Source organism: Terasakiella sediminum, assembly GCF_033100395.1.
Classification (GTDB): Bacteria; Pseudomonadota; Alphaproteobacteria; order Rhodospirillales; family Terasakiellaceae; genus Terasakiella.
The window spans coordinates 1-12,973 of record NZ_JAWLVJ010000019.1; the positions used below are offsets into that span (position 1 = coordinate 1).

Annotated in this window: 13 protein-coding genes; all 13 read right to left on the reverse strand. The window is 45.0% G+C overall.

The genetic code is table 11. The annotated features are described in order from the left end of the window. Positions 1-27: 27 nt before the first annotated feature. Positions 28-930, reverse strand: coding sequence for a class I SAM-dependent methyltransferase (locus RYZ26_RS14400; protein ID WP_317683928.1), 903 nt, complete (start codon positions 928-930; stop codon positions 28-30). Between the two features lie 46 nt (positions 931-976). Then, positions 977-2,749: an LIC12162 family transferase gene (locus RYZ26_RS14405; RefSeq protein ID WP_317683929.1), complete on the reverse strand. Its 1,773-nt coding sequence runs from the start codon at positions 2,747-2,749 to the stop codon at positions 977-979. Beyond that, positions 2,743-3,567, reverse strand: a complete 825-nt coding sequence (locus RYZ26_RS14410; protein ID WP_317683930.1) for an SDR family oxidoreductase — start codon at positions 3,565-3,567, stop codon at positions 2,743-2,745. The genes RYZ26_RS14405 and RYZ26_RS14410 overlap by 7 nt, the downstream gene beginning before the upstream one ends. Before the next feature lie 21 nt (positions 3,568-3,588). After that, positions 3,589-4,344, reverse strand: coding sequence for an SDR family NAD(P)-dependent oxidoreductase (locus RYZ26_RS14415; protein WP_317683931.1), 756 nt, complete (start codon positions 4,342-4,344; stop codon positions 3,589-3,591). Then, the gene (locus RYZ26_RS14420; protein WP_317683932.1) at positions 4,334-5,155 is read right to left on the reverse strand and encodes a sugar phosphate isomerase/epimerase family protein; all 822 of its coding nucleotides are present in this window, start codon (positions 5,153-5,155) and stop codon (positions 4,334-4,336) included. Before RYZ26_RS14420 ends, RYZ26_RS14415 begins: the two co-directional genes overlap by 11 nt. 29 nt (positions 5,156-5,184) lie before the next feature. Next, positions 5,185-6,024 (reverse strand): N-acetylneuraminate synthase family protein, encoded by an 840-nt coding sequence (locus RYZ26_RS14425; protein WP_317683933.1) that lies wholly within the window; start codon positions 6,022-6,024, stop codon positions 5,185-5,187. Then, complete coding sequence (locus RYZ26_RS14430; RefSeq protein ID WP_317683934.1) at positions 6,002-6,529, reverse strand: KdsC family phosphatase; 528 nt, start codon at positions 6,527-6,529, stop codon at positions 6,002-6,004. Before RYZ26_RS14430 ends, RYZ26_RS14425 begins: the two co-directional genes overlap by 23 nt. Positions 6,530-6,551: 22 nt before the next feature. Beyond that, the gene (locus RYZ26_RS14435) at positions 6,552-7,130 is read right to left on the reverse strand and encodes a D-sedoheptulose-7-phosphate isomerase (RefSeq protein WP_317683935.1); all 579 of its coding nucleotides are present in this window, start codon (positions 7,128-7,130) and stop codon (positions 6,552-6,554) included. 47 nt (positions 7,131-7,177) lie between these two features. Then, the gene (locus tag RYZ26_RS14440; RefSeq protein ID WP_317683936.1) at positions 7,178-7,957 is read right to left on the reverse strand and encodes an SDR family oxidoreductase; all 780 of its coding nucleotides are present in this window, start codon (positions 7,955-7,957) and stop codon (positions 7,178-7,180) included. Then, positions 7,941-8,633, reverse strand: coding sequence for an acylneuraminate cytidylyltransferase family protein (locus RYZ26_RS14445; RefSeq protein ID WP_317683937.1), 693 nt, complete (start codon positions 8,631-8,633; stop codon positions 7,941-7,943). Before RYZ26_RS14445 ends, RYZ26_RS14440 begins: the two co-directional genes overlap by 17 nt. A 22-nt stretch (positions 8,634-8,655) precedes the next feature. After that, entirely contained in the window at positions 8,656-9,648 is a 993-nt protein-coding gene (locus tag RYZ26_RS14450) for a class I SAM-dependent methyltransferase (RefSeq protein ID WP_317683938.1), read from the reverse strand. A 56-nt stretch (positions 9,649-9,704) separates the two neighbouring features. After that, positions 9,705-10,733, reverse strand: coding sequence for a radical SAM/SPASM domain-containing protein (locus RYZ26_RS14455; protein WP_317683939.1), 1,029 nt, complete (start codon positions 10,731-10,733; stop codon positions 9,705-9,707). Positions 10,734-11,005: 272 nt separating this feature from the next. Continuing rightward, complete coding sequence (locus RYZ26_RS14460) at positions 11,006-12,784, reverse strand: ABC transporter ATP-binding protein (protein WP_317683940.1); 1,779 nt, start codon at positions 12,782-12,784, stop codon at positions 11,006-11,008. Positions 12,785-12,973: the final 189 nt, after the last annotated feature.

A 12,973-nucleotide genomic window follows, 5' to 3' on the forward strand; every position in this document is an offset into this window, starting at 1 on the left:
ATAACGCCAAAACAGAAATTGCTGCAGTCAATCCAAAGGGCTGCATAACTGTCTACTTCTGAAGCCCCCTAAAAATGGGGGTATTACCCTAACGCGAGCATCGCTGACCATACAGATGGAGCGAATGAAGTCGTCGTTTTTAACGGCCTTAAGACCATTTTGATGCAGCAGTCGTTTAAAACTGTCTACGGAATAGTGATTCACATGCGAATTTTGAAAATAATTTAGAAAATCAAAATTATAGGCCCCTTGAGATACAGAATTAAGGGACGGAATTTCGATGTAGATATAGCCTTTGGGCTTGAGAATTTTCTTAATGTCTTGCAAGAATTTGGATGGGGTGACGATGTGTTCCAAAACATGTGAGACAATGACCAAGTTAAATTTTTCATCTTCTTTGATCATTTCAATACCGCCTTTACGGATATCCACCCCTTGAGAACGTCCATATTCGATATAACGATCATCAAAATCCAGACCAAGGGCGGTGTAGCCTGCCTCGTCTTGGAAAATTTTGGGAATGCCGCCTGCACCTGTACCAATTTCAAGAATGCGTGCGTCTTTTGGCAAAAATTCTTTACTAAATTCTAGGATATTGCGCCCTTTGACGACTTGGCCGTCAAAACATTCTATCGGTGTTTGGTCAGAATAGACATCACGAAAATAGCTGGAATAAAATAAAGCTAAGGATTCGTCATCATAATATTTGATCTGTTGCACATTACCGCATTTCGTACAGATGCCTGTGGGGTAATAAAACCCGTAACGGTCAACCTGGCCAATTTCCTCAAAGTCAGTATGATCGCAGACGAGGCAATTCAGCTTGATCATTTCATTGCGTTTTTGTTCAAATTCATCTCTTTGCTTGAGAGAATGCTCGCTCATCGGAAAGTGAGTTTGCTGACAAGGGAATGTATATCTTGTGTGCATTTTAATACTCCAGAATGACCTTTTATATCTCATCAATGGCAAAGATTTAAGGGGCAATTTTTGTGAAAGCTGTTTTTAGGCTATTCAGCAAGTCTTCTGGTAGATGACTATATTGATCGCTGAATTTTTTGATGACTTGGCGGACGTCTGGTGATGACCACCATTGATCTACATCATCCCAGATTTGGCTGACGTGTTCACTGGCGGATTGTGGGGAATGATGCATGATGCCGACACGGACAAGATCATCGAAAAAGGGGATGGCTTCTTGTCTTAATTCCCAATGTTTTGGATTCCAAAACATGACGGTGGGAACATCCATTGTAAATGTTTCCAGATAGGACGTGGCATTATAGGTGGTGACCACAACACGGCTGCTGGCGATGCGCTGGTCGATGGGAACAGTGCCAAAATCAAGATTGATATCGTCAAATTTGTCGCGCCATCGACGTTCTTGGCCCCAACCATAGTCATCACTATAGAGCCGCACTAAAAATGCTTGTCTGATTGGTTCTGGAAGATCGCCAATAAAAGCCAGCTGATCGTCAAAATAATCTAGCCATTGTCCGGCAATAATCATGCTGCGCAAAAAATAACTATAACGCGGAATCGCACATGTAATGAGCAAGCCATGGGGCTGTTGGGCATGATTAACCCCTAAGGGGCGCTTGTTTTTTAGTTGCCCGATGGGAACTGTTTGGGATCCTTTGGGCACATTATTCTTGGTCCATCCCCAGGTGAGATAGGCATCAGAAATTTTAATTTCATGTTCTTCCAGCGTCAAAATATCGGCAACCCCGTAAAGGCCACCATGTTGCCCGATCACAAGTTTGCTTTCTTTTTCTACAGCCTCTGCAACCCAAACTTTGAAAATTTCATCGTTGTTATGGGACATGCTGGTCCAGATGAACTTCGCTTTTTGCGGCCAGCCTAGTGCATGGGCCTGACGAACAATTTGTTTGTGGCCTTCTAAATAGGCGGTGGGGATAAAGCCCGGTATTAGAGCACTAAGCAGCGTTTCAAAGTCAGTGTCAGCCGGACCTAAATCCCAGTCACGCATGTGTTTTTCTTGGGGGAAAAAGTTCAACGTGCCTGTGTGCCAGATTTGTGGAATTTGCCCAAGCTTTAGCTGTAATTTCTTATCATCCCAAAATGATAAATAGCTATTGAAGATAATAGCCTTTTTATCAGACGAGAGAGCGCTGACAATAGCCCGATATATGTTTATAATTTTGCTTTTTAAAGAGCGTTTAACAGCGGGCTTTTGCAGACTGTTGAAAGCCGGAACTGGGGTTGAACGTTGCACGCTTGTCCAGTCAAAGAGACCAGATTTCTTAACGATCTCACCATATAAATATTCATTGCCCCAGTCACTTAGAATCAAATCGGTAAAATGGGGCATGCTTTGTGCGGTGACATGCGAAATGTCTGCATTGATGATGTTAACGTGGGTGATGTCATATAAGGACTTGGCTCGTTTCAGGCTTTCAAATCGATCAAAGCTTGTTTGAATAAAGCAGTTCAACCACGGACCAGCAATGATCCGCCAATAGCGCAAACCGTGACGGGCGCCATGAATGTCATTGAGTTTTTCGGCTAATTTGGGCAGGAAAGATTCATAGACCGATTGTAAATAGACATAGTCTTGTGAAATCTTTTGCCGATCATCCCAATGATAAGGAACCATTTCGCTATCACGTTGGTCCCATTGTTCTGATCGGTCGTATTTTGTGCACCATTTGCCAAGGAAAAGGACGGGGTCTTTGTTGTCGGGCCAAGTTTCTTCAAGGGCTGTTGTGACCAAACAACGGCTTACCATGTTGATCGTCCACCATCCATAACAATATTTTGACCATTCAGATAACGGGAGGCATCGGAACAAAGGAATTGAATAGCCCCATGATATTCATCTTTATCGGCCATACGACCTTGCGGGATCAAATTGGTCAGGCGGGTGACAAATTCATCTCCTTGACCATTAAAGACACCGCCGGGGGATAAGGCGTTGGAACGTACGCCCTTATCGGCCCAATAAGTTGCAAGATATCGTGTTAACCCTACAAGCCCGGCTTTAATTACAGAATAGGTGACAGGCTTGACCGGTTGAAGATGTTCTTCGACGCCTTCTTTACGATAGAGCCGTTGGTCGGGTGCAAAAACGGATAGGTCTGATGCGATATTCAAGATCACACCGCGGCCCATAGCGGCCATTTTTCTGCCAAAGACCTGACTACATAAAAAAGCCCCACTTAAACCGACCGAGACTTGTAAATCCCATTGTTCCAGCGGAAAATTTTCCAGACGCGAGGTTTCTTCAACGCCTTGGTCACCTTTGACCTTGGGATCGATTGCTGCGTTATTGACCAAGATATCGACGTTTAAACCGTCTTTATCCAGCTGATTGCTAACCGATTCAATGGAAGTTTTGCTTGAAACATCCATTTCGTAGGTATGAAGACGTGCGTTATCATATTCAGATGAAAGTTCACCAAGGGCGTCGGCTAACGCATGTGGGTTAAAGTCCGTTAAAACGACAGTGGCCCCTGCTGCCAATAAGGCTTTGGCATGTTCTTTTCCCAAAAGGCCAGCCGCACCTGTGATCAAGGCGGTTGAGCCTGTTAAATCAAATGTCTTCATTGTAATCCCCAGTTCATCTGATCAAGATCGCGTTTGACCGCCATCTAATGTCCAAATTTGTCCTGTTGCAAAAGAGGCTGTGTCAGAAGCCAAAAAGGCAACAAGGTCTGCCACTTCTTCTGGCGTGCCTAATCGCTTCAAGGCGACTTCTTTTTCCAGCATGGTTTCAACAGCTTGGCTATCTTCTTTTAATTTGCGTGCCCAGACCGATGTCTCAAACAAGATGTTGCCCGGTGCGACTGCATTAATGCGAATAGCCTGATCACCTAAAGGTCTGGCGATGGATTTGACATAGGCGTTTAATCCCGCCTTGGCGATGCTATAGGTTATGGGGGCACCGGGAATGGTTTCATTGCCACAGATCGATGAAATACAAACAATCGATCCTTTTTGTTCTGCCAAAGCCGAACGGGCAGCTTCCACCATATTGGTTGTGCTCCAAAGATTAAGGCCAAACACGCGTTGCCATTCGTCATATGTTTCTTGACCGGGAGGGACAGATGCACCGCTGCCGACATTGCAGACCAATAAATCCAAGCGGCCAAAGTGTGATAGGGTTTGGCTTATGACCGATTGTGCGCCTTTGGGTGTACTGACATCAGCTAAGGCAGCTTTGGCCCCGGCGATTTCTGTACATGCATCGTCTAAGCTAGCTTGTGTACGCCCGTTTAGCACAAGATCATAGCCAAGGCTTGAAAGCTTTTGTGCAATCGAAAAACCAATCCCCCTTGATCCACCTGTGACCAGAGCAACTTTTCTTGGCTCGTTAGGCCCCATGGCTTTCGATCCAGTTGGATGTCATGTCAAAGAATTTGGATAAAACACCTGCGTGATCATCATCTTCAGCACGGGCTGTTTGCAGGATGTAATTATTTTTATAGTTTTCATGTGCCAAGGCTTTAAAGACCGCATCAAAATCCGTGCTCCCGGTGCCCAACGCAACGGTGGTTCCGCCAAGAACACGGTCTTTGATATGTACGTTGATGATGCGTGAGCCGTATGTGGAAATTTCTTCTTCCGGGTTAAAGCCAAGGGCGGCGCTGTTTCCGGTATCATAGTTGATGCCGAAGCTATCGCCCTTCAGACGATGAATGAATTTTGCTAATTCTTTCGGGCCGAAATCAGATTCAAAAATGATTTTAAGGCCTTTTTCTTCGAAATAAGCTTCTTTTTCCAAGAGGAAGTTTACCAGGATATTTTCTTGTTCTTCTGTTTCGAGACTACCGTTATCGACCAGCGGTACGACAATCATCTCAATGCCGATGGCTTGGCAGGCATCGCAGATGGCCAGAAAATCTTTTTGTAAAGCGCTTGCTTCTTGTTCAGAGGCTGCCTTCCAGAAAGGGGCTTGCATAAAGCAATCCCCAGTCAGAGAAGGAATAGAAAAATCATGCTTTTCCATCAAAGAACGAATTTCTGCCTGATCGGCAGCAACCATTAAGGGGTTTTCGTACAATCGTTCCTGATCTAGGGTCCATTCCATTTTGGAAATACCTAATCTGGCTGCCTCGGCGATTTCTTCACGCCAATTTGTCCAAGGGAAAGATTGAATACGACCATCCACAATCGGTGACAACCGACCCTGCATGAAACCAATTCTTTGATTATTCGGCACGATTAGTCCTCAACATCAATGCGTAGTTTTTTGCGAACAGCTTCTTCGGCTTCAGAAATTTTCTTTTCGCCGCTGCCCATGATGTGCGGAACTTCGCGCAAAGTGGCGACAAACTTCTTCAACGCGTGCACTTCGACAGAAGCCGCCTGGTCAGACCCGTACATGGCACGATCCAGCGTAATGTGGCGTTCGATGCAGCTTGCGCCCAGAACAACAGCGGGCAGACAGACGGCGATCAAGGATGTCTCATGACCAGAATAGCCCACATCACAGCCATAACGGTCGCGCAGCATCGGGATGCAGTTGACGTTGGCATCTTCGACTTTCATGGGATATGTGCTGTTACAATGCATCAGTTCAAACGGGCAATTGCCTTTTTTGAACATTTCAACCACTTCGTCGATTTCTTCCATGGTCGCCATACCAGTTGAGATGAAGGTTTTGCGACCTTCAGAGATGATCTCTTTCAACAGTTTTTTATGGCCCAGCATGGCAGAAGCCACTTTGTTGAACGGCAAGTCGAACTGCTGCAGGAATTGTTGCGCAGGAACGTCCCAGGCCGACGCGGACCAATCAATGCCCAATTCTTTACAATAGGCAGCGATTTCCAAATATTCTTCTTTACCAAATTCCAGGCCACGCTTTTGCTCACCCTGTGTGGTGCCCCAAGGGCTTTCACGTGGGCTATCAAGAAATTCTTGCGTATAAACTTCTTCAATTGTCCGCTTTTGGAATTTAACAGCATCAAAACCGGCTTCGGCCGCCGCTGAAATCAATTCTTTGGCAATTTTCATGTCGCCATTGTGGTTAATGCCTATTTCAGCAATTAGATATAAGCTCATCGAGATCCCTATCTGTCATTTGGTTAATTCGAAGCAAACGCTCAACAAAAGCACGAACAAAGCCTTCACCGCCCCGTTCAGGCAACACCAGATCCGCAACATCTTTCACTTTTTGGTGCGCATCCGATGGTGCCACACCATAGCTAGCTTTTCGCATCAATGGCAAGTCATTTAAGTCATTTCCGACGTAAATAAATCCCTGCCAAATATCGCTGCGCGCCGGATGTTTTTCGCTTAGATATTTTTCCATATAGGTCAGTTTATTTTTTGTCGCATGCTGGCATTTCAGCTTCATTTTTGCCGCCCGGCGATTGACCACATCGTTGGTCTCTTTGGACAGAATAAAGATGTCTTCGGTCATCAGGCCCTTGGCTTGAAAGACCCGGACAAAATCAAAGGCCAACCCGTCGCCGCGGTCGCATCTGACACTTTCACGACCCGTCTCATCGACCCAGACTTTATTGTCCGTGAATATCCCGTCAAAATCGAAGGCGATGGTGTCCACATCAGCCAGTTCAGGTAAAGGCTTAGGCAAAACCCAATTCCTTTTCGATCAATTCACAGAACATATGGCCGATAAAGATATGGGCTTCCTGAATGCGCGCCGTTGTTTGTGAGGGAATAACCAGACTATGGGTTGCCAGTTCCTTGATCGGGCCACCGCCCTTGCCCAGAAGGGCCACACTGATGATGCCCATTTCGTTGGCGGCCTTGACCGCACGCAGAACGTTTTCGCTGTTGCCGGATGTGGAAATGGCAATCAGGATATCGCCTTTGCGGCCCACGGCCTTCACCTGGCGGATAAACACATCATCATAGCCATAATCGTTGGCGATACAGGTCAATACAGAGGTATCCGTGGTCAAGGCAACAGAACGCAGCGGTTCGCGGTTCTTTTTATAACGACCGACCAGTTCGGCTGCCAGATGCTGGCTGTCTGAGGCGCTGCCGCCATTGCCGCACCACATGATGGTTTTATCTTCACCCAAGGCTTTCGCCATCATTTTCGACAGGTCAACAATTTGCGCTGACATGTCGGACTTAACAGCCTCCATCACGGCGCGATGCTCATCAAAATGTTGTTCTACCAACGTGTTATTGTCCATTTCCCTGACCTTTTTAAATTAAGAAAATTAATAATTATACCGACTTATTAGCTAAGACCTTTAATAACCCAGCCGCCATCTACAAAAATTTCCTGCCCGGTAACATAGGCTGCGGCATTGCTGCATAAGAACACACAGGTTCCGATCATATCTTCAGGCTGCCCCCAACGCGGCAGGACCATGCGTGACAAACGGGCATCATGTGATTCAGGATCACCATAGCTCGCCCGGGTCATATCTGTATGAATATAACCTGGCGCAAGTGCATTAACCCGAATGTGATGCGTCCCCAAATCCACCGCAAGCGCCCGCGTCATGGCACTTAGTCCCCCTTTGGAAGCGACATAGCCCGGGTTGCCCGGAAAGCCCATGCGGCTGTTAATGCTAGTCACATTCACAATCGCCCCACCATTTTGCTGAGCTTTCATCACATCGACAGCCAGCATTGATGCCTGATATGCCCCTTGCAAATTGACATCAATGGTTTTTCGAAAACGCTCTACCCCAGACAATTCATCGCTGGGTGGAAAACTGACACCCGCTGCATTGACCAAAATATCTAGTTGGCCCTCTTTCGCAACGATCTCGTCCATCACGTTTTTCAGGGCCTGTTCATCCGTGACATCACAGGCCCGATAGGTCAATCGTTCACAATCTGCCAATTGCGGTTCACGGGAACGTCCAAGCCGATAGACACGTGCCCCGTGCGCCGCCAGCCCAAAAGCAAGTGCGGCCCCGATCCCGCGCGACCCGCCCGTTACAACAGCGACCTTGCCATCCAGCGAAAAAAAATCAGAAGAGGAAAACGGATTATCGGTCAAGGCCATGACCTTTCATCAAAGATTGGCAGATTTCCATATCTCCCCTCTCATCAATTTGCTGGGATTTGTATTTTTCCATGGCAAATGTTCCGATTTTCCCGCTTAAACGATTGTCATATTTGCGGATATCTTCGGGTCTGAAAATGTAAAAGGAGCCATTTTCCAGATATTTTTGCAACATTTCCTGACGACGCTGACGTGAACGATAGTCATAGCTTTGCGATTCCATCCCGCCGTCTTCGGTCTCGCTCCAAACCAGATAATCTTCAATTTTGACCGACGAGAACAGGCTATCCCAGCCATTTTCTTTTAAAGCGGCAAAAGCATGATCAAAATCATGCGGTTCGCGCACGGGGGATGTGGCCTGTAAACCAAAGGCCCAATCCACGGATTGGCCTGTTTTTTCAATCTCATCCAGGGCATGAATCCAGGCAGATTCAGATGTTGCCTGATCACCGGAAATATCAGCCGGACGCACAATCGTCTCGGCCCCGGCTTTGCGCGCGACTTCCAGAATTTCTTCAGAATCTGAACTGACCCAGACAGAGTCAATGGTTTGCGCCTGCAAAGCCTGACGGATGCTCCATTCGATCAGAGGGCGCCCGCAGATTTCAATAATATTTTTCCCTGGAATCCCTTTTGATCCGCCCCGTGCCGGAATAATTGCGACAGTTTCAGACATTCATCCCCCCAATTGATGCAGGTTATTTCTTTTGAAGCGTTAAACGGAAATGATTGCTTAGTCCCTGTTGATCGAGAATGGCCTGAACCCAGCGCATCATATCGTGCAATTTTTCCGTATAAGCAAAATTGTCTTCATGTTCTTTCATCAACAGATAATCCATGATGTCAAAGCCATAAGTTTCCAACGAATGGACATTGAACTCAGACTTTTCTGCCAGGAGGTTGAACGATTTCTCATCATAGAAGCAGACATGCTCGAACGGCAATAACACGTTTTCTGCCGCGCCCATCAATTCAAAGCTCAAGGAATGAATATTGGGCGTATATAGGATCAGATACCCATTGTCCTTTAGCTTTCTATTGGCTGTCTTCAGCAGTTCAACCGGGTTGTAGACATGTTCCAACACATCAAACATGACAATAACGTCATAGGTCCCATCCGCTTCATCGCCAAGATCGGTTGCGTCCACATTCAGTCCACGTTTTTGACAATATTGCGCTAACCCCTTGGTGACTTCAAGACCGCGGCAATCCACGCCATGGTCTGTCAGATAACTCAGGAAATAACCGGCCCCGCAGCCCACATCCAACAACTTGATTTCGCTTGGGTCCAGGTTTAATCGCTTGATGCAATACTTCAGACGTTCCTTGCCGAAAGTGTTTTTGCGATAATCATATTGGGCATGAATTTCGCGTTCCAACTTGTCCATGTACAGATTGGTGGCATAGACATTGTCGATATGGTCTTTTTCCTGTTCCGGCGAAATATTAGGGGAAACGGCACTACATTTTTCACAGTGATATAGCTGATATCCCGCTTCCCATTCCAGCAACAGCTTGCCTTTGTCATGCCCACATAAAACGCAACTGAACTGATCCGGCTTCTGGATGCGATATTCATGCAGCGGCAACAACTTTTTACGGTAATTGACAATACCCTCAAAAAATTTCTTGCCACGTAATGCATGCGCTTTCACATCAAAAAAACGCAGATTTTCAGTCGAAATAAACAAAATTCGTCTCCGGGATCATTAATTTGGTCTGTGGGTAAACAGTCTCAGGCACAATCTTAATTTTGCGGATAGATGAGACCGACACATTTTTTACACATCTCGTTTTTCTCATACTGACCGAGACGGTGAATCTCGCGCAATTCCTGCATATATTCATTATGCCAGGCTTCATAGATGGTTTGTGTGCGCAAATCGCCGATTTTCAACTTGCTGCTAAACACCACACAACACGGTGTGATGTCGTGATTTCGGATCACAACGCGTTGAAACGGCTGTGGACATTTAAAATCATCCATCCCAATATTTTCGAACTGTTGCTTGGGGTAGAAACGCGAATAGTCCCCCACGTCAACGGGCGGCACGAAAGTTTGGATCGATACCATATCCACTTTATCCTGCCAATAATTCTGGAAGGCTTCCACTTCATGTTCGTTATCCGCCAAACGGCACAGGCTCACCCCTGTAACGGGCAGCTTGTAGCCGCCCTTTTCCTTCAGTTCGAGGAAACGTTCAATATTGGCAACCACATTATCCAGTGGCTGGCTGCCCACACGGACCTTTGCATAGGTTTCCTGGGTAAAGGCATCCAGACTGAAGCGCAGTCGGGTGATTCCGGAATCCAGCAATTCCTGGGAGCGACGCTCCGTCAGGCCGGACGCATTGGTATTCATCATAATATCGATGAAGCCACGCTTGTGGGCGTATGAAATCCATTCGTGCAAATTCTTGATCAGCAAGGGCTCGTTACTGCCTTGCGGCGAAATGGATGGACAGCCATGTTCTGCCCCTTCATCGACGATCTTTTTAAACCCGTCAAAATCAATCTCTTCCGGCCCGTAATAATCTTTAATCAATTCCGGTGTGCCAACGATACAATGGGGGCATTTATAGTTACAGGTCTGATTCATATCGACTTGCAAAAACAGCGGAAAGTCCGTGACCAGTTCCAGCTTATTGGCCAGTTCCCATTGTTCACGATAAGCACTGAATTTGGGACCAATGATGTTTGCTAACTTGGTATTGATGTCTTCTTTTTTCGAGAAGTGAGTGACTTTACCATCTGTTGTATAGGCATGCGTTGTCATAAAAAATTTTCCATATTGTATAGCCGCGTTCACAGGTGATGAAAGGCTATGTGCTAATTCGGGATATAAGCGAACCACCTAAGCGGTGTTATTTTCCTTGCTAATCTTTTCACTATTAATTTGTTCACAATGTGACTGGCGAGCACGCTTACGAATGTAATGCTTAATATTCTTAAAAACCGCAAAATTAGTAGGCTTTCGGTGTGTTTGGAATAAGAAGCATTCATTTTATAACTATTCTAAATCAATCTAACTTCACCTTCGAGCATTATTTAACTCTCTTTGTCATCATAAACGAGATCGAGATTTTGATGAGCCACCATATTGGCATATTCACCTGAAAGAGCAATCAATTCACTGTGTGTGCCTTGTTCGACGATTATACCATCTTTTAACACGACGACAATGTCAGCACGTTGAATTGTTGAGAGTCTGTGCGCGATGACCAGAACGGTGCGATCTTTTCGTAATATTTCAACGGATTGCTGAATGGATTGTTCCGTAATGGTGTCAAGATGGCTGGTCGCTTCATCGAAAATAATAAGGTCGGGGTTGCGCAAGATGGCCCGCGCAATCGCAATACGTTGCTGCTGCCCACCGGAAAGCCTGATCCCGCGATCACCCAATTTAGTGTCATAGCCTTCGGATAATTCCATAATGAAGTCATGGGCTGATGCCATTTTGGCCGCTTGTTCGATATCTGCTTGGCTCACCCCTTCTGTTGAGAAGGACAGGTTGTTGGAGACTGTATCATTGAAGATAAAGATGTCCTGGCTCACCACACTGATTTTCTTTCTCAGTTCGTGAATGTTAATATCGTTCAAGGGGGTGCCATCAATCAAAATGTTGCCGCTTCTAGGGTCATAAAAGCGCATCAGCAAGGAAACCAAAGTGGTTTTACCTGCCCCTGACGGTCCAACGATCGCCACCATTTTGCCCGCTGGAATATCTAGATTGACGTTCTTAATTATGCTGTTGTTGCTTTCAACATAATTAAACTGCACGTCTTTGAAAGAAAGACCAGATGTGATCCCTTTGAAGGATTGGGGGCCGGTTGGTTGTTTTCTGTCAGACGTTTCTTTGAAAAATTCGTCGACCTGTTCAAAAACAAACATATGGCTAGTGATCTGGGCGCCTGAATAGCTAATCTTGGAAATGGGGGATAACAGCCGCATTAAAACAAACAAGAAAATCAACAGGCCTGAAACCCACTGTCCATTTCCTTCGTTGAGTTGGGAGCCGAAGAACAGTAAAAAACAAACAAAAATGCCGGCAAATGTCGTCAGAAATGGTGTTATAACAGACTGATATGTAATTAATTTTTGGTTTGTTGCGATTTTCTCATCTAATTTTTTAGTGTATCTGGGATACATAATATCTTCTGCGGCAACGGATTTAATCAATTTCATGCCGCTGATTGTTTCATAGATATGATGGGAAACTTCGGCCGTTTTTTCTGATAATTTGGCCCCTTCTTTTCGGAAAACATTATTTGTAAATGTTTTTAAGATCGTAAAGAGAAAAAGTGCAAAGATACATGCAATAATTGCCATTTTCCAAGAAAGTGAAATCATCAAGACCGTGTAAATTCCTAATAAAATCATGTTTTGGATAATGGAAATAAAGCTAGTCAATAAAATAGAGACGCGTTCGACCCAGTCAATAAGGCTATTAGAATGGTCACCTGCGGTTTTTTCTGAAAAGTAACTGAATTCAGCATTAATAAGTGATTTATACGTCTCTCTGAATAACGTTTTTTGCATCAAAAGCGGTATATATCCATTTAGATATTCTACCGTATACATCAAAAGACCACGAATAAGTAGCACAGCACCTAAAATGAGTGCCGTTTTCTGAAGTTTTTCAACTTCATCCATACCACAAAAATAAGAAGATACATGTTTCAGCAAAGGAATGCTGTTAAACACGCTATTATCTGATTGACCTTCAAGGATTGGAACAAGCATTGCAATGCTTATACCTTCTGTGATGGATGCAAGTAATGCCAACACAATAAATGAAATAAATAATAATTTATGCCCGGATAGCATTTCCAGACATCTTTTAAAAAATGATAAAAAATTATTTATCTTGTCTATGAGCATAACTGAATTATTCACTGGTTTTATATAAAAAAATAATGACTGATTCGTCTTGATCGTCTGGTCTAAGCCGTTTCAAGCTGAAAAAGGTCTACATCTCATTTAACAGGAGTGTTTGCGTGCTCTCTTATCACAGAA

What these genes read in the sequence shown, in the direction of transcription:
- RYZ26_RS14400 (WP_317683928.1), bottom strand. Translation starts at nt 930, where the DNA reads ATGCACACAAGATATACATTCCCTTGTCAGCAAACTCACTTTCCGATG.
- RYZ26_RS14420 (WP_317683932.1), bottom strand. Translation starts at nt 5,155, where the DNA reads ATGCAGGGTCGGTTGTCACCGATTGTGGATGGTCGTATTCAATCTTTC.
- RYZ26_RS14455 (WP_317683939.1), bottom strand. Translation starts at nt 10,733, where the DNA reads ATGACAACGCATGCCTATACAACAGATGGTAAAGTCACTCACTTCTCG.
- RYZ26_RS14445 (WP_317683937.1), bottom strand. Translation starts at nt 8,633, where the DNA reads ATGTCTGAAACTGTCGCAATTATTCCGGCACGGGGCGGATCAAAAGGG.
- RYZ26_RS14435 (WP_317683935.1), bottom strand. Translation starts at nt 7,130, where the DNA reads ATGGACAATAACACGTTGGTAGAACAACATTTTGATGAGCATCGCGCC.
- RYZ26_RS14440 (WP_317683936.1), bottom strand. Translation starts at nt 7,957, where the DNA reads ATGGCCTTGACCGATAATCCGTTTTCCTCTTCTGATTTTTTTTCGCTG.
- RYZ26_RS14460 (WP_317683940.1), bottom strand. Translation starts at nt 12,784, where the DNA reads ATGCTATCCGGGCATAAATTATTATTTATTTCATTTATTGTGTTGGCA.
- RYZ26_RS14425 (WP_317683933.1), bottom strand. Translation starts at nt 6,024, where the DNA reads ATGAGCTTATATCTAATTGCTGAAATAGGCATTAACCACAATGGCGAC.
- RYZ26_RS14410 (WP_317683930.1), bottom strand. Translation starts at nt 3,567, where the DNA reads ATGAAGACATTTGATTTAACAGGCTCAACCGCCTTGATCACAGGTGCG.
- RYZ26_RS14415 (WP_317683931.1), bottom strand. Translation starts at nt 4,344, where the DNA reads ATGGGGCCTAACGAGCCAAGAAAAGTTGCTCTGGTCACAGGTGGATCA.
- RYZ26_RS14405 (WP_317683929.1), bottom strand. Translation starts at nt 2,749, where the DNA reads ATGGTAAGCCGTTGTTTGGTCACAACAGCCCTTGAAGAAACTTGGCCC.